The organism is Runella sp., from assembly GCF_965279615.1.
Classification (GTDB): Bacteria; Bacteroidota; Bacteroidia; order Cytophagales; family Spirosomataceae; genus Runella.
In genome coordinates, this window is record NZ_OZ257252.1 from 2,413,298 (window position 1) to 2,437,325 (window position 24,028).

General features: G+C 43.3%; 25 protein-coding genes. 15 read left to right on the top strand and 10 right to left on the bottom strand.

Annotation, left to right across the window (positions count from 1 at the left end; all coding sequences use genetic code 11):
- Window positions 1-316: 316 nt before the first annotated feature.
- On the bottom strand, window positions 317-1,447 hold the full coding sequence (gene ald / locus ACQY73_RS10545) for an alanine dehydrogenase (protein WP_428665263.1): 1,131 nt from the start codon (window positions 1,445-1,447) through the stop codon (window positions 317-319).
- A 240-nt stretch (window positions 1,448-1,687) separates the two neighbouring features.
- Between ald and ACQY73_RS10550 the strand changes: the two genes are divergently transcribed.
- Window positions 1,688-2,146 carry an Lrp/AsnC family transcriptional regulator gene (locus ACQY73_RS10550; protein ID WP_428665266.1) on the top strand — a complete coding sequence of 153 codons (459 nt, stop codon included), beginning with the start codon at window positions 1,688-1,690 and terminating at the stop codon, window positions 2,144-2,146.
- A gap of 80 nt (window positions 2,147-2,226) precedes the next feature.
- Entirely contained in the window at window positions 2,227-3,951 is a 1,725-nt protein-coding gene (gene menD, locus ACQY73_RS10555; RefSeq protein WP_428665269.1) for a 2-succinyl-5-enolpyruvyl-6-hydroxy-3-cyclohexene-1-carboxylic-acid synthase, read from the top strand.
- Window positions 3,952-3,956: 5 nt separating this feature from the next.
- On the opposite strand, the gene ACQY73_RS10560 is transcribed toward menD, so the two are convergent.
- The 6 genes from ACQY73_RS10560 to ACQY73_RS10585 all read right to left on the bottom strand — a co-directional run bounded on the left by ACQY73_RS10560 (window position 3,957) and on the right by ACQY73_RS10585 (window position 9,371).
- Window positions 3,957-4,604, bottom strand: a complete 648-nt coding sequence (locus tag ACQY73_RS10560) for a class I SAM-dependent methyltransferase (RefSeq protein WP_428665272.1) — start codon at window positions 4,602-4,604, stop codon at window positions 3,957-3,959.
- Window positions 4,605-4,622: 18 nt separating this feature from the next.
- A complete protein-coding gene (locus tag ACQY73_RS10565) occupies window positions 4,623-6,146 on the bottom strand; it encodes a PQQ-dependent sugar dehydrogenase (RefSeq protein WP_428665275.1) in 1,524 nt (507 codons plus the stop codon).
- 307 nt (window positions 6,147-6,453) lie between these two features.
- Complete coding sequence (locus ACQY73_RS10570) at window positions 6,454-7,152, bottom strand: hypothetical protein (RefSeq protein WP_428665278.1); 699 nt, start codon at window positions 7,150-7,152, stop codon at window positions 6,454-6,456.
- A 21-nt stretch (window positions 7,153-7,173) separates the two neighbouring features.
- On the bottom strand, window positions 7,174-7,950 hold the full coding sequence (locus ACQY73_RS10575; protein WP_428665281.1) for a DUF4097 family beta strand repeat-containing protein: 777 nt from the start codon (window positions 7,948-7,950) through the stop codon (window positions 7,174-7,176).
- A 139-nt stretch (window positions 7,951-8,089) separates the two neighbouring features.
- Window positions 8,090-8,869 carry a HEAT repeat domain-containing protein gene (locus ACQY73_RS10580; protein ID WP_428665283.1) on the bottom strand — a complete coding sequence of 260 codons (780 nt, stop codon included), beginning with the start codon at window positions 8,867-8,869 and terminating at the stop codon, window positions 8,090-8,092.
- Window positions 8,853-9,371, bottom strand: a complete 519-nt coding sequence (locus ACQY73_RS10585) for an RNA polymerase sigma factor (protein ID WP_428665286.1) — start codon at window positions 9,369-9,371, stop codon at window positions 8,853-8,855. The genes ACQY73_RS10580 and ACQY73_RS10585 overlap by 17 nt, the downstream gene beginning before the upstream one ends.
- A gap of 192 nt (window positions 9,372-9,563) precedes the next feature.
- Between ACQY73_RS10585 and ACQY73_RS10590 the strand changes: the two genes are divergently transcribed.
- From ACQY73_RS10590 to ACQY73_RS10645, 12 genes are all read left to right on the top strand, one after another.
- Window positions 9,564-11,084, top strand: a complete 1,521-nt coding sequence (locus ACQY73_RS10590; RefSeq protein WP_428665289.1) for a serine hydrolase — start codon at window positions 9,564-9,566, stop codon at window positions 11,082-11,084.
- A 289-nt stretch (window positions 11,085-11,373) separates the two neighbouring features.
- A complete protein-coding gene (locus tag ACQY73_RS10595; RefSeq protein ID WP_428668447.1) occupies window positions 11,374-11,922 on the top strand; it encodes an RNA polymerase sigma factor in 549 nt (182 codons plus the stop codon).
- On the top strand, window positions 11,897-12,718 hold the full coding sequence (locus tag ACQY73_RS10600) for a zf-HC2 domain-containing protein (RefSeq protein WP_428665292.1): 822 nt from the start codon (window positions 11,897-11,899) through the stop codon (window positions 12,716-12,718). The genes ACQY73_RS10595 and ACQY73_RS10600 overlap by 26 nt, the downstream gene beginning before the upstream one ends.
- A 24-nt stretch (window positions 12,719-12,742) precedes the next feature.
- Window positions 12,743-13,612: a DUF4097 family beta strand repeat-containing protein gene (locus ACQY73_RS10605; RefSeq protein WP_428665295.1), complete on the top strand. Its 870-nt coding sequence runs from the start codon at window positions 12,743-12,745 to the stop codon at window positions 13,610-13,612.
- Between the two features lie 34 nt (window positions 13,613-13,646).
- The gene (locus tag ACQY73_RS10610; protein ID WP_428665297.1) at window positions 13,647-14,534 is read left to right on the top strand and encodes a DUF4097 family beta strand repeat-containing protein; all 888 of its coding nucleotides are present in this window, start codon (window positions 13,647-13,649) and stop codon (window positions 14,532-14,534) included.
- Between the two features lie 131 nt (window positions 14,535-14,665).
- Window positions 14,666-16,069 carry a serine hydrolase gene (locus ACQY73_RS10615; protein WP_428665300.1) on the top strand — a complete coding sequence of 468 codons (1,404 nt, stop codon included), beginning with the start codon at window positions 14,666-14,668 and terminating at the stop codon, window positions 16,067-16,069.
- Between the two features lie 218 nt (window positions 16,070-16,287).
- A complete protein-coding gene (locus tag ACQY73_RS10620; RefSeq protein WP_428665303.1) occupies window positions 16,288-16,719 on the top strand; it encodes a DUF3574 domain-containing protein in 432 nt (143 codons plus the stop codon).
- A gap of 17 nt (window positions 16,720-16,736) precedes the next feature.
- A complete protein-coding gene (locus ACQY73_RS10625; protein ID WP_428665305.1) occupies window positions 16,737-17,363 on the top strand; it encodes a hypothetical protein in 627 nt (208 codons plus the stop codon).
- A gap of 81 nt (window positions 17,364-17,444) precedes the next feature.
- Complete coding sequence (locus tag ACQY73_RS10630) at window positions 17,445-17,828, top strand: hypothetical protein (RefSeq protein WP_428665308.1); 384 nt, start codon at window positions 17,445-17,447, stop codon at window positions 17,826-17,828.
- Window positions 17,829-17,838: 10 nt separating this feature from the next.
- Window positions 17,839-18,720 carry a DKNYY domain-containing protein gene (locus ACQY73_RS10635; protein WP_428665311.1) on the top strand — a complete coding sequence of 294 codons (882 nt, stop codon included), beginning with the start codon at window positions 17,839-17,841 and terminating at the stop codon, window positions 18,718-18,720.
- Window positions 18,721-18,911: 191 nt separating this feature from the next.
- A complete protein-coding gene (locus ACQY73_RS10640; protein WP_428665314.1) occupies window positions 18,912-20,324 on the top strand; it encodes an OmpA family protein in 1,413 nt (470 codons plus the stop codon).
- Complete coding sequence (locus ACQY73_RS10645; protein ID WP_428665317.1) at window positions 20,321-21,205, top strand: PE-PGRS family protein; 885 nt, start codon at window positions 20,321-20,323, stop codon at window positions 21,203-21,205. The genes ACQY73_RS10640 and ACQY73_RS10645 overlap by 4 nt, the downstream gene beginning before the upstream one ends.
- Before the next feature lie 75 nt (window positions 21,206-21,280).
- On the opposite strand, the gene ACQY73_RS10650 is transcribed toward ACQY73_RS10645, so the two are convergent.
- Window positions 21,281-21,718 (bottom strand): VOC family protein, encoded by a 438-nt coding sequence (locus ACQY73_RS10650; RefSeq protein WP_428665319.1) that lies wholly within the window; start codon window positions 21,716-21,718, stop codon window positions 21,281-21,283.
- Window positions 21,719-21,809: 91 nt separating this feature from the next.
- Entirely contained in the window at window positions 21,810-22,097 is a 288-nt protein-coding gene (locus tag ACQY73_RS10655) for a hypothetical protein (protein WP_428665322.1), read from the bottom strand.
- A 118-nt stretch (window positions 22,098-22,215) separates the two neighbouring features.
- Between ACQY73_RS10655 and ACQY73_RS10660 the strand changes: the two genes are divergently transcribed.
- The gene (locus tag ACQY73_RS10660) at window positions 22,216-22,968 is read left to right on the top strand and encodes an acyl-CoA desaturase (RefSeq protein WP_428665325.1); all 753 of its coding nucleotides are present in this window, start codon (window positions 22,216-22,218) and stop codon (window positions 22,966-22,968) included.
- A 164-nt stretch (window positions 22,969-23,132) separates the two neighbouring features.
- On the opposite strand, the gene folD is transcribed toward ACQY73_RS10660, so the two are convergent.
- A complete protein-coding gene (gene folD, locus ACQY73_RS10665) occupies window positions 23,133-24,014 on the bottom strand; it encodes a bifunctional methylenetetrahydrofolate dehydrogenase/methenyltetrahydrofolate cyclohydrolase FolD (protein ID WP_428665328.1) in 882 nt (293 codons plus the stop codon).
- Between the last annotated feature and the right edge of the window lie 14 nt (window positions 24,015-24,028).

The window sequence follows — 24,028 nt, forward strand, 5'->3', positions numbered from 1 at the left end:
AAAAGGTATGCAAAGTTAACATTTCCATTGAAATACTATACTTTTTTTTATAAATTCTTATAAAAAAATTATTTATTTCGCACTTATTTAAAATTTAAGGAGGGCAAATAACGCATTAATAATAAAAAAATGCTCCATCATATATAACAGAAATATTATTTTGAAAGTATCAATAAGTGAAAAAAAATCTTAAAAAAAACAAATTTTAAGGTATTTAATCTCGGACGCAGGGCATTCTTTTCCGCATTAAAAGTTATAAAAAAAATGACCAAACAATAATGTTTGGTCATTCCGCCATCAATCTCAATTAATAAAATTAACCCACCAGTTCTTCCTCTAAAACATCCGCTGAAGAGGTAAACTCAAGACCAAATGCATCGGCAACGGCTTTGTAAACTACTTTACCATTGACTACATTCAAGCCTTTTTTAAGATCTTCGTTTTGAGCACACGCCTTTTGCCAACCTTTGTTAGCCAATTGAAGGGCATAAGGAAGTGTTGCGTTGGTTAATGCCAAGGTAGACGTATAAGGTACGGCTCCCGGCATGTTGGCAACACAATAATGCACAATACCATCTATTTCATAAATCGGATTTTCGTGCGTTGTAGGCTTGCAGGTTTCAATACATCCTCCCTGATCCACTGCCACATCGACCAATACCGTTCCTTTTTTCATCAATTTCAGCATGTCGCGCGTTACTAAGTGCGGCGCTTTTGCTCCGGGGATCAATACCGCTCCAACAATAAGGTCGGCAGTTTTTACCAAATCACGAATATTATATTCATTTGACATGACCGTGTCTACGTTGGCAGGAAGAATATCTTCCAGATAGCGCAAACGGTTCAGGTTAATATCCACAATCGTTACGTTAGCTCCCAAACCTGCCGCCATTTTGGCCGACTGAGCACCAACGATTCCACCTCCAAGTACCAACACATTAGCAGGTTTAACTCCCGCAACTCCGCCCAGCAAAATACCGCGTCCGCCCATTGGCTTTTCTAAGTATTTGGCTCCTTCCTGAATCGCCATGCGTCCTGCCACTTCCGACATCGGTACCAATAAAGGCAACGAACGATCCGGTTTTTCTACCGTTTCGTACGCCAAACACACCGCGTTGCTTTTCAGCATTGCGTGGGTCAGTTCTTCCGATGAGGCAAAGTGAAAGTAAGTAAACAACAATTGATTTTCTTTGATAAGGCCATATTCCGAAGCGATAGGCTCTTTCACTTTCACAATCATTTCTGCAATAGCATACACTTCTTCAATAGTGTCCAAAATTGTGGCACCCACGGCTTCGTACTCATTATCCTCAAAACCGCTTCCCTGTCCGGCAGTCGACTGCACATACACTGTATGGCCGTTTTTGCGAAACTCTGCTGCTCCTGCGGGCGTTAATGCCACGCGATTCTCGTTGTTTTTGATTTCCTTTGGTACGCCGATGATCATTGTCTTAATGAGCTATGTGTTAAGAGATTTATTGCCTTAAAGTGTTTATTGGAATACGATACAAAATTACATTAAAGGAAAATATTTTCTGTTAATTACTTAAAAATAAGAAAATATTTCTTATTTTTAAGTAATTAAATAGTTTTTTTCTGTTTTACTCTTATTTAATGGTTATGAAACGAAAAAAATTCGGCCGGAAAGAATGGTTAACAAAAAAAGAGAACAAAACAACTGATTTATATGTACTTGGACGAAACCGATCACCGCATTTTGCAGTTGTTACAAATGAACGCGCAACTGACCATTAAAGAGATCGCAGCCGAGATCAATTTATCTATCACTCCCGTACACGACCGCATCAAAAAACTCGAACGGGAAGGAGTTATTGAAAAATACGTGACGATCTTAAATAAGAAACGTCTGGGAAAAGGACTTACAGTCTTCTGCAACGTGACGCTCGATAAGCAGCAACGAGAGAACTTTCAGGAGTTTAACGAAGCTATGCTTCAAATGCCCGAAGTGGTGGAATGTTGCGTGGTTTCGGGCACGTTTGATTATCTTATCAAAATCATTGCCACTGACGTAGAAAGTTATCACACTTTTTATCAGGAAAAACTCGCTACCCTCAAAGCGATTTCGCACATAAGCAGTTTCTTTGTGATGTCGGAGGTAAAAAGTACAACGTCATTGCCGATATAAATCAGAAACGGGAAGCCGGCAGCGAGGAGTGAGAAACTTTTTTTTATTCTCGCTACTGCCTTCTCACTTCCGGAAAAAATATGCTTCTTCAATCCATCAATAATATTGCAGAGATCTGCGCTCGTAAAAACGTTAAAAACGTAGTTATCTCTCCCGGTTCGCGTAGTGCTGCTTTAACCTTGGCGTTTGCACGCCATCGCGGCATTCAAACAAAAGTCATTCCTGATGAGCGCGTGGCAGGTTTTATCGGATTGGGCATGGCCCAATACAGTCGCAAGACCGTTGCCTTGGTATGTACCTCAGGCAGTGCCGCTTACAATCTTGCTCCCGCCGTAGTAGAAGCCTATTTTCAGGAGATTCCGTTAGTTATTTTTACCGCCGACCGCCCCAAAGAATGGATTCATCAGCAGGATGGGCAGACGATCTATCAGAACGAATTATACGGAAAACATGTAAAAAAATCGTTTGAATTACCGGCTGACTACTCTCATCCTGACGCAAATTGGTATATTGAGCGTGTTCTGAACGAAGCGATCAATTTATCACAAACGACCCCTAAAGGCCCCGTTCATATCAATGTACCGATCCGCGAACCTTTTTATCCTGCGGCAGAAGAAAAAATCATCTATGACCGGCACGTAAAACTGGTCGAGCGGCTCGCAGCTGAACCAACATTGTCCACTGATACTTGGCATCGGCTTCAGAATGAATTCGAAAATGTCGGCCGTGTGCTTATTGCAGTTGGGCAATTGCCTCCAACTCCGGCACTTTGGGCGGTTTTGAAAGAGTTCAGTGAAGAAATGGGCGTGCCGGTGTTGGGAGATATTATTTCCAATGTACCTGCGGATGAGGCATTTGTTCGACAACATGATGTGTTTTTACGGGGCAAAAACGAAGAGTTATTAAGCTCTCTCCAACCCGATTTATTGATTACCATCGGAGATTCCTTTATTTCTAAAAATTTCAAGCTTTTCCTGCGAAATCATTCTCCCGCTCGTCATTGGCACATTAAAACGACCGAACAACTCATCGATACCTTTCAGACGCTTACCACACAAATTCCCGTGGAGCCGACGTATTTTTTTCAAAAATTATTGGAAGACTTAGATTATCAGCAGTTTGTACAAAATGATTCCGACGACGACGGTCGCGGTGCTTACCGTGAAGCATGGCTCCAAGCCGACCGCAAAGCCAAACGGAGTTTGCATCAATTTTTGCTTCACGAGAACCGATGGAATGAATTTGCTTTAGTAGGCAATGTGCTGGGAAATCTGCCCGAAGGCAGCGTATTGCACCTTGCCAACAGTATGCCTGTGCGCTACGCCAATCTACTCGGCCTCAGTCAGTCTGCCGAAGTGTTTGCCAATCGCGGCACCAGCGGCATTGATGGCTGCACAAGTACGGCTGTCGGAGCGGCTTTGATGACTGAAAAAACCGTTTTTATCATCACAGGCGACGTGGCTTTTTTCTACGACCGCAACGCTTTATGGCATCCGCATATTCCGCAAAATCTTCGTATTGTACTGTTCAACAACGCAGGCGGCAATATTTTTCGACTCATTGACGGCCCATCGGCTCAACCCGAACTGGAGCAATACTTCGAAACACGCCATTCCACAACTGCTCGTCCTACTGCTGAAGATGCAGGTTTAGACTATTTCTCTCTGAAAGAAGGAGAAGACTTTATGGATAGTTGGAATGCCTTTATTGCTCCAACCGGCAAATCAAAGATGCTGGAAATTTTTACTGACCCGATTAGTAATGGGGAAGTATTTGAAGCCTACCGCAAAACTGCAATGACATAGCGTGCTTAGTTTTTGGGGACTTTCAAATAAGTTAATGTTCCGAACAACGTGGATTGATTGCCTTTTTGCTCAACCTTCTGAAATCCCTCCTGCGACAATAAATGAGGGATTTTTCCCCGTACGTTATCGTTGGTCGTGTAAAAATTATCTACCACCTGCACGATAAAAAACAGAAAGCGCATTAACCAATTTTCAGCTTTTCCCCAATCAGCAATGTGAAGTTCGCCCTTTGGCTTGAGCACACGGTGAATTTCACGAAAAGCATTGGATTTTTGCTCTGTTGTCAGATGGTGAAATACCCAGGAAGACAGCACTTTATCGAAAGTATTATTGGGAAAAGGAATTGTTCTTCCTTCAAATGCTTTTAATTGAACAGACGAATTTTTCAACTTCGCTTTTTTATCAGCAATAGCAAGTATTTGAGGGTCAACATCTAATCCAACAATTGAGCAATCAGGATGTAATTCTTCCATCAAAAGCGTAAGCGTAGCCGTTCCACACCCAAAATCCAACACTGTTTCTCCTGCCCGTAGATCAGCCTGTTGAATCAATTGTGTTTTTACTTTCTTCTCAGGCATTGTCAACCTGATAAACCAATCATACAGTGGTGTGAGAAAATGGTATTTCAGGGCAGGAATATAGTGTTCAGGCATTTATTTTGTTCGCGGCTCTTATTCCACAATGGGGGTTATTTCAATGATCTTATCACCATTCCCTCCATTGCTTGTGCAAAGATACACTTTCCCATTAGGCGCAATGGCAATGTCGCGCAAGCGACCGAATTGGTTCACAAAGTACAAAACAGGCGACCCGTCAATAGTGTTTCCATCAGTGCTTAGTTTGAGACTGTATAACGTTTGGTTTTTAAGGGACACCATCAATAAATGGTCTTTCCAACGGGGATAAGCATCATTGTTATAATAGTCTAATCCACAAAAAGCCCATGTAGCGGAATTGCCGGAAGAGAATATAGGTTCAACAACATTGTTGGCACCACAAAATGTGATTTCAGAAGGCGTATCACATGGCCCTTCTACATTAGGCCATCCATAATTTCTTTTTTTCTGAATCAAATTGATTTCATCTTCAATATTCGCCCCGTGTGATGAGCAATACAACTTTCCATTGGCATACACCAATCCTTGCGGATTACGATGCCCAATGCTCCAAATGATACTGCCGGGATAAGGATTATCGGCCGGAGCAGTACCATCCAAATTCATTCGCAGGATTTTACCGTTCAGGTTAGTACTGTCTTGAGGAGCACTGAAATTTTGGGCATCGCCCGTAGTAACAAACAGTTTCAATTCGGGGGTAATGACCAATCTACTGCCATCGTGCGTGGAGTTTCCTAAAATATTCTGTACCAAGATAAAGGGGCTGCCCAACGTATTACTACCGCTGTTATAAGTAAAACGCACCACTTTTACCCGCATTCCCGAAATGGTATTGTCAATACTGTAATTATAACTGACGTAAACGTAAGGGTTATTGGTAAAATCAGGATGCAATACCATTCCCAGCAAACCTCCCTCTCCATTTGAATATACATCCGAAATAGTGATCAATGTCTGAACGGCGCCTGTTTGCGGATTTACCCTACTGATTTTTCCATCCTTTTCGGTCATCCAAATAAAATCATCAGGCCCCCAAAGAATCTCCCACGGTAATTGCCTTCCCGTAAGTACTTCTCTCGTTTGCAATTCGGTGCATTCTCCCATAAAAGCCTTAAATACGCTCCCGCTTTTTGCCTCAAAACCGGGATTTAACTGTACGTAACTTTGGGCTTTGAACTGGATACTCGCACTGGCTTCGATGGCGGCTGAGCCTAAAATATAGTTGCTTGATTCATAACGATATCCGATGTTTGACAACGACGACGTAACACTTACGTTGCTGTTGCAGGGGGAAGTGGTTAATCCTACCTGAATCAATACACTGTTGGAAGCTCCGCTTGTCTGCATCCCAACTGTGCAAGTGGCCGTAACGCGAGCGCTTTGTTTGGGAGAAACCGAGATGGAAGTCCCTGTTTGTCCGGTAGACCAATTGACGGTGCCGGCACATCCCGCCGCTGTTAAAGTTACATTGGAACCGTAATCAATAAAAGCACTCGTGGGAGTTACGGTAGGCGGTGTTTGCCCAAATACGTTAAAAATACTGAAGGCAAAAACGAAGAAGAAGGAAAGAGTTTTCATAAGCCTGTATTTTTATGCTAACATACGATTATTTGAACCGTAAAGTTTTTGGCGTATGAAAGTTCCTTCCAACTTCCGCTTCGTTCTTACCTTTCTTTGTTCATGGCTGTTATATCCTTAAAAATCAATTCGTTAGTACAATGTATTTCAACAAGAGAAAAAACTGACTTCTTGTGTATTTCTGTCACGGCTAAAGCCTATTGATAGATTTATTCTTATCCGCTCCATCCTGAAGGACGGAGTAAAAGGAAGGCAATAAAGCCCAATTATAAGCACTTAATTGGTGACTAAAAAAGACCGACCTTCCTTAGTCTTTTTTCCGGATATAGACGTTGTTGCTGATGGATTCCAATCGCACGTCCGGCCCGCCACCGTTGACGGTTCCTTCCAACAAATAGCCAACAATCGGATGTTTTTGTTTTTTTGTTTTGAGATCAATATCCAGATCGGTGTAGACCTCACCCGTGATGGTTTTCATGGCAATGTTGCCTCCTTTGCTTTTGGGCCAGCTAAAATCCACGTAACCGCTGATGGTTTTGGCAAATACCGCTCCTGAAGCACCTTTAATGTCGATGTTGCCGTTGATGGTTTCCAGTTTTAGTTTGGCATTTTTAGGTAAGTACACCTGGTAATGAATTTTGCTGCACACATAATAATCGGCACCGTTATGCTCTGTCCGCCAACTGTATTTTTGGTCAGGGCAATCTTCGGCTTTTCCGTCTTTGAGCAATTCTTTGTCAAAGTCTGTTTTGAGGAAAATTTCGTCAGATGTTGACCCTGATTCGACCGTTAGCGCATTGTTCAATCGCCCGCCGTTGATGACCGCTGCGATACGTACCGATACTTCTGCTTTGTCCCAATACCGCACCTGAATGCTGTCGGCAAATCTGAGGTTGAGGTTAACGGTTTGGCTTGTGGAGAACGGAAATTTTTTTTCAATTATTTTCTGGGCAAAAGCCGCGTTGACACAAAGACCCAGAATCAACAGGAATGAGAATATTTTCATGGCAGTATGCGTTAGACAGGGTTATTTTTGTTTACGGAGATAAATATTACTGCTGATGCTTTTCAGTTGGATCTCTACACCGCCGCCGTTGGTAGTAGCGTCAATGTTATGTCCTCCTCCCACCTTTGCGAGTCCATCTTTAGAGGTCTTCGTACCAAGGTCAAAATCCGTGTACATTTCTCCACTGATGGATCGCAGGCTCAGATTGGCTTTGGCATTGGCAGGCATCGTTACGTCAATCGCTCCGCTGATCACGGAGATAGAAGTGGGTTTTTCCTGATTCAGGCTCGAATACACCACTTTTACATCTCCGGCAGTTGTATTGGCCACCACAGGACCTGTAACATTATTCAGTTCAATTTTGCCGTTGTTGGTTTTTATTTCCAAGTCTCCCTCTACATTATTGACCGTAATATTGGCTTGATTCCAATTGGTTTGCTCATAAAAAACCGCCGTTTTCTTGGGTACACGCAACGTATAGGTTACATGCTTTCGCGATGCTTTTTCAATTTTTAACAGGTTACCTTGGGTCGTAACAGACAGTCCGATACCGGTGTTGTCAACGGCAGTATTATAGAGTGCTTTCAGCCCTTTGGCCTGTTCGGGCGGCGCCTGAAAGCCATTCCCATTGATAATAACTTCGTCGCCATCGTAGCCTTCGATTTTGATATTACCGGCATCCATCTCAATGACCACTTTCCGCTCTTTGGCATTCGGAAATTTAGCCTTGAATTCCTGAGCAAAAGCTCCCCCGAAGCACCCTAAAAACAGGGCGCTCAATAAAATGTTTCGTTTCATGGTTTGATTGTGAGTACTAAAGCACTCGTTAGTGGTTATTTGCTAATTGTAAGATTTTTTTGGGTGTTGTAAAAAAGACGAAGATTTGGAAAGTTTGGTATTTCATTAATTATCAGGCTTTACAAGTCTGGCTGTATGGTTATGAGGTTGAATTTTTCTTCAATTGATTCAAGTGCGTAACTCCTTCTTCGGCTTTCATACGCACTACATCCATTACTTCTTTATTCCCGGCCAAACGCTGCATTTCTTCCGCCGCCCGTTTTTCTTTGATGGAAACCAAAATTTCTATCAGCGTCAATTGGACATTTGGATCGGTCTGAATACGGAGCGATTGAATCAAACCTTCGCGTGCCAACGGTTCATTTTCAAAATGGCTCAATGCCTGACACGCCGCCAAACGCACGTTTACATTTTCATCAAAGTTCATGGTATTGATGAGCATTTGTGTGATGTCGGCATCTACTTTCCCCAATTCCACGCTCTGATTAACCGCGTGAATGCGCTCACTCGCCGAGGTTTGGTTTACTTGCTCGAACCGGAGGGCACTTTTCATCGCCGCTACTTCTGCATTGTCGGTTTCAGCTTGTGCTGAGGTGCGATTTGTGTACATCAAACCACCCGCAAATCCTACCAAAAGCAGCGTTATACCTGCCGCAATGCGCATTCCCCAGGAAACCAAAGGGCGAACTTTAGGTTGCACTTTAGGTTGCGTATTGAGTTGAGTTACAATCCGATAACTGGTGCCTGCTGACGGTTGTTGCTTACGTGATTTGGCAAAATACCGAAACTGCTCGGCGTGTAACTGTAAATGGTGTGGAATATCGTCCTGTTGAAAAAAGTCGCGCAGTTCGCGCTCCTCCTCCAGCGTGGTTTCACCTTCGTAATATTTATCCAATAACTTTTCAATAGCGTGATTCATAATTGTTTGCTTTTAAATACCCGTCCCTGACCTCTTTCCGTGCTCTCGACAAAATCACCCGTATATTGTTGATATTCAACCCCGTTACCTGTTCAATTTCTTCAAAAGAATATTCTTCTACGTCTCGTAAATGGAGAATCAGTTTTTGCTGTTCGGGCAGGGCCTCCATCAATTGACGCATGAGCGCTGCGCTGTCGGCCAACTCCGTTTGCTGATACGGCGAAATACTTTCTGCGTCTACATCATGCAGATCAGCATCTTCCGTAGTGGTTTGGTACGCTTTTGATTTCAGTTTATCCAAACACAGATTTCGGGTCATTTGTACCGCAAAAGCCTCTACACTTTGATACGATTCCAATTGCTGACGATTGGTCCAAAGCTTCAACAACACTTCCTGCAAGGTATCCTCTGCCTCTTCGCGGTTGCGAAGAAACAGCTTTGCCAACCTGAAAAGTCGGCCCTGTGTGGGAAGTACCAGTTGTGTAAAGGCTTTTATATCCATTTCAAGAGCATAGACGACTGAGCCGAAGAAACATTACAAGGTAGTCGTAACTTTTTACAATTATTTTTCATTGCGAACGGAACTCAAAGAAATTGAGGTGTTTATGTAACCTTTTTTGGCAACCGCAGTTTCCACGTACAAATCTTCTAAAACCATTTTCTATCCATTTGTATGAAAAAAATATTCATTTTCATGATTCGACCGATTTTGTTGTTATCCATTTTTACTCACTTCGGTTTTGCACAAAATGAAGTCTCCATCCATCAAAAAGTAGCCCGAATTGATTCTTTTTTAACCTCATTGGCCAATCATCATTTATTCAATGGCAGTATTTTGGTAGCTGAGCAGGGACAGATCATTTATAAAAAATCGGCAGGCTACGCAGATTTCGGGCGCGGCATCCCGAATACCGACACTACTCGTTTTAATTTGGCTTCTTTGTCCAAACCCTTTACGGCCATTGCCGTTTTGCAATTGATTCAAAAAGGGAAATTAAAATTGGAAGATACTTTTGTTACCTATTTTCCTGATTTCCCTTATCCTGAAGTTACCATTAAGCATTTATTGACCCAAACTTCCGGCGTTCCTGTAGTGGAAAGATATGAAGATGAATATATAAAAGCGCATCCCAAAGAGACTATCAGTAATCAAACAGCGTATGAACACCTGGTCACCTTGAAAAAACCATTGAACTTTACTTCGGGGAACCGATGGCAATACAATAATTCCAATTATTTCTTATTGGCTTTGTTGGTGGGAAAGGTCAGTCAGGTGCCTTTTACTGCCTATATGAAAAAGAATATTTTCATCCCCGCAGGCATGAAAAAAACGTATATTCGGGAGGCGGGTATGGACAATACAACCCGCTATACGCTGCTCAACTTTTACAGTCCAACCTACCACAATGTTGATTCGCTGAATCCTTCAGAACATTACACCTATTATCATTTAGGCGCCTTAACGGGTTCCAATAATATTATAAGTACGTTAGAAGACCTGTGGAATTTTGACAATGCCTTTAACGCCGGAAAACTCATTTCTTCGGCGTTGATGGAAACTGCCTTTACGCCTGTCACCTTGAACGATGGGAAACCATTCCGCATGGGCAGCAGCACCCGCTCCTACGGCTTGGGTTGGAATGTGTACACGAGTAAGACAAATCCGGCCGATACCTCTATTTTTCACGATGGGCGCATCGTTGGCTTAACTACTTTTCTGCACCGAAATCTCACTAAAAAACAGACCGTCATCTTTTACGATAACACCGACAATAATCCGATACAGGTCATGGTTTCCATTTCCAATCTACTGAACGGCAGTCCTCCTTTACCCGTTCGACTCACCAAATCATTGGCGAAACACTATGGAGAGGTATTGGTTACAAAAGGAATTGATGCTGCCGCATCTACATTTAATGAATTAAAGAATGACAGCACAAATTATTATGTGGATGAGCTGGAAATGAATCGTTTAGGCTTTGATTTGCTCAGTGCGCCTTTTCCCAATCATAATGAGTTATCGTTGGAAGTATTTAAGATCAATACGTTGCTTTATCCCAAAAGCGGTAATACGTACGACAGTTACGCCCATGCGTTGGCGAAAAGCGGCAAGAAAGAAGAAGCCATTGCCATGTACCGAAAGTCAATTGTTTTATCTCCAAACAATGAAGACGGGAAACGGGCATTGAAGGCGCTATTGGAACAAAAAGAGTAACCACAGGAAAGACTTCGGAGAAGTCAAACCTTTATAGACTATTGGAACAAAAAGAGTAACCACAAGAAAGACTTCGGAGAAGTCAAACCTTTGTAGACTATTAGAACAAAAAGAGTAACCACAAGAAAGACTTCGGAGAAGTCAAACCTTTGTAGACAAACATTTGTGAACAAACATTTAAAAAAAATAAAAAATTTCTGTAACCTTCTTTCAAACCCGGAGTTACCACGTACAAATCACCTGATAAACCATCCTTACACGATTGAATGCTCTAACGGATAACGCACTTATGCTTCGGGTAAAAGCCGGAGACCTCGACAAGATGGGGTTGCTCTTTGAGCGCTACAATCGTCCGCTGTTTGCTTTTTTGTACCACATGACGGGCCAAGCCCACGCTTGCGAAGACTTAGTACAAAATGTGTTTTATCGGATGTTGAAGTATCGTCATACGTTCAACGGCGAAGGAGAATTCAGGACGTGGATGTATCATTTGGCCAGAAATATCCTGAATGATTCCTTCCGACAAACCGAACGCTGGGGAGGCCATCCGTTCGATATAGCCGACTTAACGGATAAACTTGGTGGCGGAATTGCGGCAGACGAACAACTTGAGAAACAGCAGGAAATGGACGCCCTCCATAATGCATTGGAGCGACTGAGTCCTGAACATCGCGAAGTACTGATATTGAGTCGGTTTCAGGAATTAAAATACGACGAAATAGCTCAAATTTTGAATACGACCGAAGGTGCCATAAAAGTAAGAGTACACCGGGCCTTGGGTGAGTTAAAAAAAAATTTCTTAAAAATTGAAAATGGAAGCAAAGCTCATGAACTGTGAAAACGCAAAAGAACGGCTAACGGGCTGGCTAAGTAACCAACTAACGGCCTCCGAACGAAAAGCAATAGATAATCATTTGGCAGAATGCCCTGATTGTCAACAGGAATTTGAAACGGATAAAGAGCTTTGGCAATTACTGGGGAAAGCCGCTGTTGCACCCGAACCAAGCGGAGCCATGCGCGAAGGATTCTACGCCATGTTGGACAATTATAAAAAGACCGAAGCAAAGAGAAGCCGTAACTCATGGCAGGACTTTGTTGAAAAGTTTCAGCAATGGTGGACACCTCCATTAGCGCTTCGGGTTGCATATAGTGCCTGTTTGTTAAGTATCGGTCTCTTTGCCGGTTATTGGCTAAACCGCCCGCAGGATGTTAAAATGGAGGCACTTACCACGGAAGTGCAGGAAATGCGCCAGATGATGATGCTTTCGCTCATCGAAAACCCCTCCGCCAGCGAGCGCCTCAAAGCCGTGAGTTATACCAAAGAAATCACCGAAGTAGACGATAAAGTTTTGCAGGCGCTGTTTACGACGCTCAATAACGACCCTAATGTAAATGTACGGTTGGTGACGCTGGAAGCCTTGGCTGAGTTGGCCCACGATCCGGACGTCCGGCAAGGTTTGGTACTATCGCTTTCGAAACAGGAATCGCCGTTGGTGCAGGTGGCTTTGGCCGATGTGATGGTAAAACTACAGGAAAAACGTTCCATCAAAGCATTCCGACAAATGTTGCGCCGCGAAGATTTGAATGACCTCGTCAAAACCAAAATCCAACAGACCATTAAAGATTTGTCTTAAAAACCAATAATCAATCCAATAGCTATGAAACGTTTTATTATCCCCTTTTTAGCGGGAGTGGTACTTTCTTGTACCCAAGCACCCGCCCAAACGCAGGAATTCAAGGAGCAGATTGCCAAAGAATACACGCTCAAACAAAATGCCGCTTCCAGTACATTGGCCATTTACAACCTTAACGGAAATATTAAAGTAGAAGGTTATTCCGGTGATAAGGTAGTGTTGGAAATTGACAAAACGATTTCGGGCAAAACCAACGAAATCTTAGAGCAGGGCAAAGCTGAATTTCAATTGATGTTTGAACAAAATGAAGACAGCGTCATTGTGTATATCCTCGAGCCTTACGACACCCGCCCCAGACGCGATTGGAAAGGGCGCAATTACAATAAACACATTGAATATCGGTATAATTTGGATTTCAAGGTCAAAATTCCTTATTCGATGAACCTGCACGCTTCCACCATCAACGGCGGCGATGTAACGGTCAAAGATGTTGCCGGAGCCTTGCACGTATCCAATGTAAACGGCGCCATTACGCTGACCAACGCCAAAGGCCCAACTGATGTACGTACCATCAATGGAAATGTAACCGCCAATTATACAGCTATTCCTCCGGGAAGATCGGACTATAAAACCCTCAACGGTGACATCCGAATTACGTATCCTGCCGCACTCTCCGCCGATTGTGAATTTAAAACCTTCCACGGCGAATTTTACACCGATTTTGAAAACGTTGAATCGTTGCCTGTCAAAGTAGTTAAAAACCAAGATCAAAAAGCGGACAAAACCACGGTCTACAAACTGAATACCGAAACGTCCGTTCGAATCGGCAACGGCGGCAAAACGTTTCGTTTTGAAACATTCAACGGAAATATCTACCTCAAAAAACAATCATAAACCAATCCTTTCATGTCATTCATATTCCCCGGACATGAATCTAAACACCAGTCCCTTCGGGGTAAGGCGACGCATCAATCCTATGAAAATCAATAAAGTAACATTCGCATTTTTTGCAATCGCAGCCGTGAGTTTTGCAGGCCCTTTGGCCGCTCAGAACGAAATCAAAGAACAATTGACCATTCCATTATCCGATCCCAACAAGCCCGGTACATTGCGGGTAAGTCTGATCAACGGCTCTATTAAAGTAACGGGTTATGCCGGCAAAGATGTCGTCATTGATGCTACCGCAGAAGCCTATAGTGGAAAGAAAACGGAAAGTAAAAACGACGAATTGGCGGCCGGTATGAAAAAACTTTCCACTCGCGGCGGCATTGAAGTAACCGCTGAGGAGCGTAACAACAACATAAAAGTGAGTGCTTCCTTTATGAAGCGTGCGATGGATTTAGCGATCAAAGTACCGCAACAATTTTCACTTACCGTCAGCACAATCAACAATGGCGATATTGTGATCGAAAATGTGACGGGCGTATTGGAAATTAACAACGTCAACGGAGCCATTCAGCTCAATAACGTAGCCGGTTCTGCCGTAGCGACAACAGTCAATGGAGAAGTAAAGGCCAATTTCAAGAGCGTTACGGCCGAATCGCCGATGGCCTTCACTTCGCTCAATGGTCGAATTGATGTAACGTTCCCGCCTTCGGCCAAATTCAATGTAAAACTTAAGTCTGACCGTGGAGAAATTTACAGCGACTTTGATGTGGACGTGGACAAAACCGAGCCTAAATCTACCAAAGTAACCAAAGACGGTATGTACAAAGTAAGCATCGACGATTGGGTACAGGGCAAAGTGAACGGCGGCGGCAGCGAAGTGATGATGAAAAACATGCACGGCAATATCTACATCCGCAAAGCGAAGTAACCGGAAAGAACGTCGGCGAGGTTTGGAACGGGGGCGCCCAGCCCTCGCCGACGTTGTAACAAGACAATTAACAACATACAGCCATTATTTCAATGAATCAACTAACAAAAATTGCTTTAAGCCTTTTCTTTATGATAGGACTTAAGGCAATTTCTTCCGCCCAAACTGCGCAAGTAGAAACGATCATACAACGCGAAATGAAGGAGCGCCGCATCCCCGGACTTCAAATAGCTGTAGTACATAAAGGCAAGGTTGTGCTTTCCAAATCTTATGGCATCGCCAACCTTCAATATTCTGTTCCCGTTACTCCCAAAAGCATTTTTCAGATCAATTCCTGTACCAAGGCTTTTACGGGTGTAGCTATCATGCAATTGGTGGAGGAAGGAAAAATAGACATTGAAGCACCCGTTTCCCGCTACCTCGATGGTCTTCCCGAACCTTGGCAACCCATTAAATTACGCCAATTATTGACGCACGTTTCGGGAATTCCCGATATTCTTCGTGTGTTGGAATCGGCACCTTCAGGTTTGAGTGAAGAGGCCGCTTGGGCAAAAACCAAAGCCGCTCCCATGAATTTCCCTACGGGAACACAGTTCAGTTACAACCAAACGAATTATGCGTTGTTGGGAAAGATCATTGATAAATACCGCGAAAAACCGTTTGCACAGGTTTTCAAAGAATTGCAGTTTCAGGTAGCCGGAATGCCGAATACCGGCTTTGGTGACCATCGAGATGTGATTCCCAACTTTACCCAAAGCTACCGATACGTTTCAAACCTTGACGGGCAAAAATTGAATGAGGAAAAACTCATCAATTTTAACTCAGAGTTCCCGCCGTTTCGACGAACGGCTTCCGGGATGAACAGCACCGCAGAAGACATAGCTCGTTGGATCATTGCTTTACAACAAGGAAAATTGCTGAAAACCAAGGCCGCACTTAAAACCCTTTGGACCGCAGGAACGTATAACAATGGCTCTCCTACGCAGTGGGCCTTGGGATGGATGACGAAACCTCGCCCCAAACATTCGGCCATAATCGCCACCGGTGGCGGACGGTCGGCCTTTTTTGTGTATCCCGAAGATGATCTGGCGATTGTGGTGCTAACCAATTTATCGGGCGCTTCTCCCGAAGATTTCATTGATGAATTGGCCGGCTGTTACAATCCTGACATTCCCGCTTCCGACCCAATTACGGCGCTTCATATGCTGTTACGCAAAAGCAATTTTGAGAATTCAATTGCCATTGTACAGAACGAAAAAAAGAGAAATCCCGATTTTCAGCCCAACGAAAATGATCTCAATGATTGGGCATATCGAATGTTGAGCCGAGGCCAAAAGAAAGAGGCACTCGAAGTTTTCAAACTGAATGTCAGCCTCTATCCCGAAAGTTGGAATGTATATGACAGCTACGGCGAAGCACTTTTAAAGAATGGAAAGAAAGATGACGCCGCCCAAATGTATAAGAAGTCCATTGAATTGAATCCTAAAAATGAAAACGGCAAAAAGGAATTGGAAAAGATTCTGCAAACACCGTAAAGTTCAAGATTTAAACGTTAAAGGGTTAAGAGGCAAGCCTTCTTAACCCTTTTATTTTAGCTGCTTTCTCCCTCTTTTTATCCGCCGGCTTTTACGCTTAAGCCTTCGATCTCCACGCTTCACTTGGCTTTTCCTGCACCTCACAATCATTCTTTTCAGCCGTCGCATTTCATCGTACAATTTTGTACCATCAAACAGCCCGAAAACAAATTACGCGAATGACCGCCATGAAAACAGTTATTTTCAATATATCAGGAAGCAGTAGGCTAACACCTCTCTTTTTCAGCCTATTGCTTCTTACTTTTTCTTCCTGCACGGTATTCAAAGGCGAGAAAATGACCAAAACCGAACTTTATTTCGGTCTTTCAAAACCCGATGGTTCGATAGTGTCAGCAAGTGCGTGGCAGTCATTTGCCGATACGGTCATTGCCAAAACCTTTACCGAAGGCTCTACCATTATCGACGGTCAGGGGCAATGGTTGGGCCACAACGGCAAATTGGTATCGGAGCCTTCCAAGATATTGATCATTCTTTCCAAACTCACGCCCCAACGCTCACAACAAATTGAAATCATCCGCGAAAAGTACAAAAAATACTATCAACAGGAAGCCGTAATGCGTGTAGACGAGCAGTTGAAAGTAGGCTTCTAATCGTTAAAATTTCTCCCATGAAAAACATCCTTCTCTTTTTCATCTTTTTATTTTTCACTATTACCGGCATGACACAAACAAAAGCAGCGGGCGAATACAACTTAGTGGGTATTCATGACATGGCCGCAGGAATCAGATTAACAGAACAGGGTACCTTTGAATTCTATTACATGTACGGCGCCGTTGACCGCTTTGCCAAAGGCACCTACACCGTAGAAGGCAAGACCATAAAGCTGAAAAGCGACAAAGAAGCCGGCAAGGATTTTACGATCACCAAACAAAGTAAGACGTCCAAAGGCTACACCATCAAAGTTGCCGCGCCCAACCCGATGCTGGCAAAATACGTAAAATGTATTGTGTTCAACGGCAAAGAACAATCGGTTGAGTTTGTGAATGATAAAGGTGAATTACGCCTCAATACGCCTCATGTTGATAAGATTTATCTCCAACACGAGCTCTTCCCCGACATTGCAACTGAGATCAAATCCGAAACCAACGACAACAATTATTTCGAAGTTGGCCTTAATCCTTCATTACAAATGGTGAGCTTCAAAGGAATTGATTTTACGTTAACCGACGGTACGCTTACCTGTCTTCCCAATTATTTCATGCCTTTCCAAGACATTAAGTTTGTCAAAAACTGATTTGAGCTGTATCATAATCAATCTTAAAAATCATACAAAATCAGCGTTCCAACATTCACATTAACTACCCTTTTATAGATCATGTCAAACATCAAAACCAAAATAGACGAATTTGAAGTTCGCGACCTGGAAGACAACGGAATCCTGCGTATTTATGTAGAACACAATACCGAAATGGGCAATCGCGGCGTGCCGGGCATTCAGGTGTGGTACACCATCGCGGGCGGCACTTCCATTGTCAATTTTGAGCCGCTTCACGTAGAGCGTTGGGCGTATCAGGCACAAAAGCAAAATGTGCAGGAATACCTGCTTACCGACTATTCATGGACCACTTACGACGATACTTACATCAAAAATTATTTGGTTGTAGACGAAAAGCTTAAAGCAAAAGTGGAAGTAAAGGTTCGCAGCAAAAAAGCGCCAATCGTCCGCGAATACGACTTACCTTTTTCATTGGAAGAGTAAATTGGCTTTTATGGCGCTCTTCTTAGTATTCTTGTCGATAGTCGGCGGTGCTGTTATTTTATTTTTAGGCGTCTGCTTCTTTAAGGTGAAGAAATTGTTTTTTGGTAAATCAACTTCCAAAAATCCCAAAAGTGGTTATTTCAAAATTGCTCCTCAGCGGGTCGTATGGCGAAGTACACTTTTGGGATTTATTTCTTTTCGAGAATATACCATTGACGAAGCCGATTATGATTCGTTTACGATTATCAATCGGAATTTTGCCAAAGACAAGCGTTACGCCTACTATCAACAATTGTATTTCAGCGTCGATTTAAGCTTTTTTGAACCGATCAACAGCTATTATTCCAAAGATCAGCATTTCATCTATTTTAAAAACGTCAGATTACCTGATTCCAATGCTGCCAATGTAGCTGAAATTGAGCCGTTTATCGTAGCCGATGCTCAAAACGTTTATTATCAGAGTACCCTCATCTCCCGCCACGCAAGCCAATTCACCAAAATCAGTCATTACCCCAATATATACAAAGCGCCTGATGTGGTGTTTTTTGATTATCATATTTTTGAAGAAGCCGATGCGGCAACATTTGAGCAAATTAACAGTTCTGTTTCTCAAAATTATTTCAGAGATAAGACGAACGTCTACTTTTTTACAGAAAAGCTAAAGCAAGCTGACTCAAAGACTTTCATGCCTTTAAATACCAATTATGGCCGAGATAAAAAACGAATCTTTTTTCAGGAACACAGTATAAAGGAAGCAGATTACGACAGTTTCAACGTGCTGGATACCGACAACGCCTTGGACAAAAACAATCGTTTTTTTCAAGGCAAAAAGCAACTAATTCAGGCATCCGAAAAAGGTACAATTGAAAATCCGGCTTCCAATACCGACTAAGAAAAATAGCAATTTTACGCTCACAATTACATTTCTTAATATACTTCAAACCCCAAACAGTCGTTGAATATCATCGGCTGTTTTTTATTTTCATATCCTTATTCGTAAATAAAAATAGCCTTTGAAGCTAATTTACCCCTATTTTTGTTCGCGCTGCCGATCAAACAAGTTTATAAAAACCATTTTGCTGAATGAATCGGATTCTTTGGTGTTTTTTTCTTTTTTTCACAACTCAGTGGATCTATGCCCAACGGGCGGGAGTTTATCAGTTTGAGAAAAATCTGGAAGAAGAATCAGGGAAGTTGCCGGCGCTGAAAGTATTGGGAGAAGAAGGCGTATTTAAAGAAGATGTGCTTCCCGAACTCAAAAACGCCAAACGTCCGGTGTATCATTTTGAAAAAAATTGCGGTCTTCAATTTGACAATCGAGCCGCCAATGGTTTTCTGAAAGATTCGTACACGATTGAGATTTATTTCAAATTTGCGGCACTGGACAGCTGGAAACGCGTCATTGATTTTAAAAATCGCAAGTCGGACAATGGCTGTTACATTTATGACGGCAAACTCAATTTCTACAACTTTGCCTTGGGAACCCGTGCTCCCGTGCGCGCCAACGAATACACCCATTACGTGATCTCGCGCAACGGAAAAACCAAGCAACTCAAAATGTACGTGGACGGCGAATCCAAAGTAGAATTTACCGACCAAAACGACGAAGGGGTTATTGACGAAGACGGCGTATTAAACTTCTTTTATGACGATCTGATCGTCAAAGAAGAAGCAAGCATCGGAGCAGTAGCCATTATCAAACTCTTTGATTATGTGGTAATTCCTACCGAAATAAAAAACAGTTTTATCAAGCTGAATGAGTTGGTACTGAAAAAATCTTCTGTTCGGCCCATAGCCGTTTCGCCTCCTCCCGCTTCTCCATTGCCCGAAGTAAAAACGCCTGCTGCTACTACCAACGAACCTGCAAAAGCGCCCTCATTGGTATTGAGCGGCCAAGTTCAAAACGAAACGAATCATCAAGCCGTCAAACAGCCAACAATATTGGTTTTGGATAAAAACAATGTGGAAAAACAGCGCCTCAAAGGCACTGACGATGGGTTATTTAAAATTGCAGGCGAGGTAGGGCAAGACCTGTATTTTATGGTGGAAGCCGAGGGCTTTTTCCCTTCAAGTATCCACTATACTGCTAAAGAATTGGCCGAGAAATCAAAATCCGGCACTATTTTCAACCTAAAACCCGTTACAGTCAGTGGAAGTATCGTGTTGAACAATATCCGATTTGTGCAGGGGAAACCTGAACTTCTCCCCGAATCAGAAGAGGATCTGAATCGTTTGTGGATGTTTATGCGCGATAACCCTGTAGCCGAAATCGAATTACAGGGACATACCGACAACTTGGGAGATTTCGACCTCAACTTAGAATTATCCCGGCAACGCGTAGAATCTGTAAAAACTTTTCTGATTTCAAAAGGAATTGCTGCTCAACGTATCAGTGGGCGCGGATTTGGTTCTACGCGCCCCATCGCCAACAATAACCGCGAAGAAACCCGTCATCTGAATCGACGGGTAGAATTCGTCATTAAAAAATTAAAATGAAAAACTCTCTTGTCATCCCTACTTTGTTTGTCTTGTTTTTTACCGGTTGTAAACACGAAGAAACGCCTGTAGATCCGGAATCCGATAATTTTTCGGAGACTCCTACCAGTCATGTCGTTCAACCCGCCGATGACCTCAACGAAGCTTCCGGTTTGGCCGACAGTTTTAAACAGCCGGGGCTTTTGTGGTCGCACGAAGATGCGGCGTCTCCCGACGAAATTTTTTTATTAAATCGCGACGGAACAATCGTCGGTAAAATGAAAACGCCTTTTCCCAACTACGATTGGGAAGACATTGCCATCGGCCCCGGACCACAAGCCAACGAAACTTATCTTTACCTCGCCGACATTGGCGACAATGCCATTAATTTGGACATAAAGCGCATTTATCGATTTCCCGAACCGGCCGGTCTGACGTCACCCATCACCAACTACGACCGCATTCAATTTCGCTATCCTGACGGTTCTTACGACGCCGAAACCGTGCTTCTGGATCCACTTACCCGCGATTTATTTATTGTTTCAAAATGGGAAAGTAAGGCGCATTTGTACCGTTTGGCCTACCCCCAATCAACGACGGAGGTGATTACGGCCGAGAAGTTGGGAGAAATGACCATTGGCAGCGACCTGACGGGAGGCAGTATTTCAACCACGGGTAAAGAGATCATTGTGAGAGGGTATACAGGAATTCATTATTGGAAACGCGCTACCACAGAGAAAGTCGGAGACGTATTGCTCCGCGCACCGGCTAAAAGCTTACCCTATATTTTTGAACCACAGGGAGAAGCCGTTTGCTTTGACAAAGACGGCAAAGGGTATTTCACCCTCAGTGAACGCCGCAACGTCCCAAGTGTTAATCTTTATTTTTACGCCAGAAAATAGTGTAGGGGAAATGTAGGGGCAGGGTTTACCTCTGCCCGAAAACGGACAAATTTTTACGCCAAAAGGTTGTCGAGCCTATTTCCACTCGTTAAGCTCTACCAAATACCCATCAGGGTCAGCAAGGTAAATTTGCACAACCCCATCAAAACGTACCTGTTTGTGAAACGGCAGTTTGAGCTTCGTTAAATAAGCTTCGGCTTTTTCCATGGAAGCCACAAAGACCGCAAAGTGGCTGCCGTTTCGGTCGTTGACCACCGGTTGTGTACGTCCTGCCAATAAGTGAATTTGTTGATCTGTTCCGATCTTAAACCAAGCGCGGATGGCTTTAAGATTATCAGGCACTTCAAGGCGATCCAGTTGCAAAACTTCTCCGTAAAATTTGGCACTTGCCTGAATATCGGCTACCTGCAACGCAATATGGTTGTGTTTTACGATTCCAATCTTATCCTGTGCAAAAGCCGAACCGGAGGTAAATAGAACAAGGCAAAAGGTATAACGAAAGAAGGATTTCATGAGAAAATTATTTTAGAATTATTTGTCACCGGAAAAAGGTTTCTTTGAGCAGGATATACCCGAATAGGCTCCTCCGGAGCGACAATAAAATTTACAGCCATCCTTTTACCAATTCCTCCCACTCTTTTTCCAGTGAATACGCGGGCATTTCGGCACGGGCGCGCCGGTACCAATAGCCGGCATTCCATTGGTCGCCTTCCTTGCGGTGCAGGTATGCGTGCAAGCGGTCATACTCACGAGTGCCCTCCCGCGACTGTGCTATTTCGTGCGCTTTTTCCCAGTCTCCTTTGGCATCATACCAAAGCGCCTGTACTACCTGCGTGCATTCTTTTGGGGGTTGAGACCCGGTAAGCGATGATTGAAATGTTATAAAATCCATGGTTGTCAGGGTTAAATTTTACTTCTAAAAAAATAATTCAAACTGATTTTACTCATCTTTTTGCAAAAACGGCATTAGTACTTTTGGCATACATTACCGTTAACATAATCTCTATTTTATGTACATTCTTGTATTTTTCGTAGCTCACTGGTATTTATCATTATTGATGCAAACCTTTTTTCTGCACCGTTATGCTGCTCACAAAATGTTTACGATGAGTCCTTTTTGGGAGAAGTTCTTTTACACGCTCACCTTTGTGTTCCAAGGCTCTTCTTTTCTAAGTCCCTACGCCTATGGCGTAATGCACCGCCTTCACCACGCGTATGCCGATACAGAAGAAGATCCTCATTCGCCAAGTTTTTCGTCGAGTTTGGTTGATATGATGTGGAAAACAAAAAATTATTACAATAATATTCTACACCGTGAAGATACCATTTCTGCCAAATTCAAAAAACAGGTCCCTCACTGGGAATTTATGGAACGCTTGGGAGATTATTGGATCGTGCGCATTGGTTGGGGGGTCTTGTATACTTTGTTTTACATCCAATTTGCCACGGCTTGGTGGATGTTTTTATTGTTGCCCATCCATTTTCTCATGGGGCCTGTGCACGGAGTAATCATTAACTGGTATGCTCATAAATACGGCTATACTAACTTTAAAGTAAACGACACCGCCAAAAACCTTTTGCCGTTTGACTTTCTGATGATGGGAGAATCCTATCATAACAATCACCACAAACTGGGAGGGCGCGCCAATTTCGGTATTAAGTGGCATGAATTTGACCCAACGTATCCGTTCATTTTATTGCTCAACGCCACAGGCATTATCAAGCTGAAACGCAATAATGACCTAAGCTATATGCCTGATTAAGTAGTTGAACAAGCTTTTTCGGCTTTACAGGAAAAGACTGGTCGGGTTGTGAGCAACGGCAACGGCCGACCGTCCTTCACACGGAGAGTGCATCCCTGTGCGGAGGGTTGCTCACAACCCGACCCATTCATTAAGCCATTAACCGGAAAATAACCTTTTCTTTGTTATTTGTAAATGGCTTTCTTCGAAGATAAGAGCGTATTGGTTAACAAACCGCAAATGGTCATCAACCCTACTCCTCCGGGAACAGGCGTAATGTACCCGGATTTTGGGGCTACTTCGTCGAATTTCACATCTCCTTTGATAGCAAAACCGCTTTTTTTAGAAGCATCGGGTACGCGGGTGATGCCCACGTCTATCACAACGGCGCCTTCTTTGACGTAATCGGCAGTGATAAATTCAGGACGCCCTAGGGCGGCGATCAGAATATCGGCGCTTTGACACACTTCCTTCAAATTATGCGTACGGCTGTGGCAAATCGTGACGGTGCAATTGCCCGGATAGGCATTGCGCTGCATCAGGATACTCATCGGCAAACCCACAATTTGACTGCGCCCAACCACTACACAATGCTTGCCGGCCGTTTGTATCTTGTAGCGTTCGAGCATTTCCAGAATACCGTAAGGTGTGGCCGAAATATAGGCCGGCAAGCCTTTGCACATCCGTCCAACATTGATGGGATGAAATCCGTCCACATCTTTTTCAGGCGCTACTGCTTCCATGATCCGATTTTCTGAAATATGGGCAGGAAGAGGCAGCTGAACAATAAAACCGTCGACATCATCGTCAAAATTCAGGTCCTGAATATGCGAAAGCAATTCTTCTTCGGAAGTGGTATCAGGCAGGCTGATCAACGTTGATTTAAACCCAATCTCTTCACAGCTTTTTATTTTTGACGCTACGTATGTTTCGCTTGCGCCGTTGTTACCGACTAAAATAGCCGCCAAATGTGGCGTTTTTCCGCCTTCGGCCTTGATTCTGTCTACTTCTACTTTGATTTCCGCCTTCACTTCGGCAGAAAGTTTTTTACCGTCTAAAAGTTGCATTGAATTAATCGTTA

What these genes read in the sequence shown, in the direction of transcription:
- ACQY73_RS10640 (WP_428665314.1), top strand. Translation starts at nt 18,912, where the DNA reads ATGAATCGGATTCTTTGGTGTTTTTTTCTTTTTTTCACAACTCAGTGG.
- folD (WP_428665328.1), bottom strand. Translation starts at nt 24,014, where the DNA reads ATGCAACTTTTAGACGGTAAAAAACTTTCTGCCGAAGTGAAGGCGGAA.
- ACQY73_RS10645 (WP_428665317.1), top strand. Translation starts at nt 20,321, where the DNA reads ATGAAAAACTCTCTTGTCATCCCTACTTTGTTTGTCTTGTTTTTTACC.
- menD (WP_428665269.1), top strand. Translation starts at nt 2,227, where the DNA reads ATGCTTCTTCAATCCATCAATAATATTGCAGAGATCTGCGCTCGTAAA.
- ACQY73_RS10620 (WP_428665303.1), top strand. Translation starts at nt 16,288, where the DNA reads ATGACCGCCATGAAAACAGTTATTTTCAATATATCAGGAAGCAGTAGG.
- ACQY73_RS10630 (WP_428665308.1), top strand. Translation starts at nt 17,445, where the DNA reads ATGTCAAACATCAAAACCAAAATAGACGAATTTGAAGTTCGCGACCTG.
- ACQY73_RS10610 (WP_428665297.1), top strand. Translation starts at nt 13,647, where the DNA reads ATGAATCTAAACACCAGTCCCTTCGGGGTAAGGCGACGCATCAATCCT.
- ACQY73_RS10580 (WP_428665283.1), bottom strand. Translation starts at nt 8,869, where the DNA reads ATGAATCACGCTATTGAAAAGTTATTGGATAAATATTACGAAGGTGAA.
- ACQY73_RS10660 (WP_428665325.1), top strand. Translation starts at nt 22,216, where the DNA reads ATGTACATTCTTGTATTTTTCGTAGCTCACTGGTATTTATCATTATTG.
- ACQY73_RS10565 (WP_428665275.1), bottom strand. Translation starts at nt 6,146, where the DNA reads ATGAAAACTCTTTCCTTCTTCTTCGTTTTTGCCTTCAGTATTTTTAAC.
- ACQY73_RS10655 (WP_428665322.1), bottom strand. Translation starts at nt 22,097, where the DNA reads ATGGATTTTATAACATTTCAATCATCGCTTACCGGGTCTCAACCCCCA.
- ACQY73_RS10560 (WP_428665272.1), bottom strand. Translation starts at nt 4,604, where the DNA reads ATGCCTGAACACTATATTCCTGCCCTGAAATACCATTTTCTCACACCA.
- ACQY73_RS10570 (WP_428665278.1), bottom strand. Translation starts at nt 7,152, where the DNA reads ATGAAAATATTCTCATTCCTGTTGATTCTGGGTCTTTGTGTCAACGCG.
- ACQY73_RS10635 (WP_428665311.1), top strand. Translation starts at nt 17,839, where the DNA reads ATGGCGCTCTTCTTAGTATTCTTGTCGATAGTCGGCGGTGCTGTTATT.
- ACQY73_RS10575 (WP_428665281.1), bottom strand. Translation starts at nt 7,950, where the DNA reads ATGAAACGAAACATTTTATTGAGCGCCCTGTTTTTAGGGTGCTTCGGG.
- ACQY73_RS10595 (WP_428668447.1), top strand. Translation starts at nt 11,374, where the DNA reads ATGCTTCGGGTAAAAGCCGGAGACCTCGACAAGATGGGGTTGCTCTTT.
- ACQY73_RS10590 (WP_428665289.1), top strand. Translation starts at nt 9,564, where the DNA reads ATGATTCGACCGATTTTGTTGTTATCCATTTTTACTCACTTCGGTTTT.
- ACQY73_RS10600 (WP_428665292.1), top strand. Translation starts at nt 11,897, where the DNA reads ATGGAAGCAAAGCTCATGAACTGTGAAAACGCAAAAGAACGGCTAACG.
- ACQY73_RS10585 (WP_428665286.1), bottom strand. Translation starts at nt 9,371, where the DNA reads ATGGATATAAAAGCCTTTACACAACTGGTACTTCCCACACAGGGCCGA.
- ACQY73_RS10605 (WP_428665295.1), top strand. Translation starts at nt 12,743, where the DNA reads ATGAAACGTTTTATTATCCCCTTTTTAGCGGGAGTGGTACTTTCTTGT.
- ald (WP_428665263.1), bottom strand. Translation starts at nt 1,447, where the DNA reads ATGATCATCGGCGTACCAAAGGAAATCAAAAACAACGAGAATCGCGTG.
- ACQY73_RS10650 (WP_428665319.1), bottom strand. Translation starts at nt 21,718, where the DNA reads ATGAAATCCTTCTTTCGTTATACCTTTTGCCTTGTTCTATTTACCTCC.
- ACQY73_RS10625 (WP_428665305.1), top strand. Translation starts at nt 16,737, where the DNA reads ATGAAAAACATCCTTCTCTTTTTCATCTTTTTATTTTTCACTATTACC.
- ACQY73_RS10550 (WP_428665266.1), top strand. Translation starts at nt 1,688, where the DNA reads ATGTACTTGGACGAAACCGATCACCGCATTTTGCAGTTGTTACAAATG.
- ACQY73_RS10615 (WP_428665300.1), top strand. Translation starts at nt 14,666, where the DNA reads ATGATAGGACTTAAGGCAATTTCTTCCGCCCAAACTGCGCAAGTAGAA.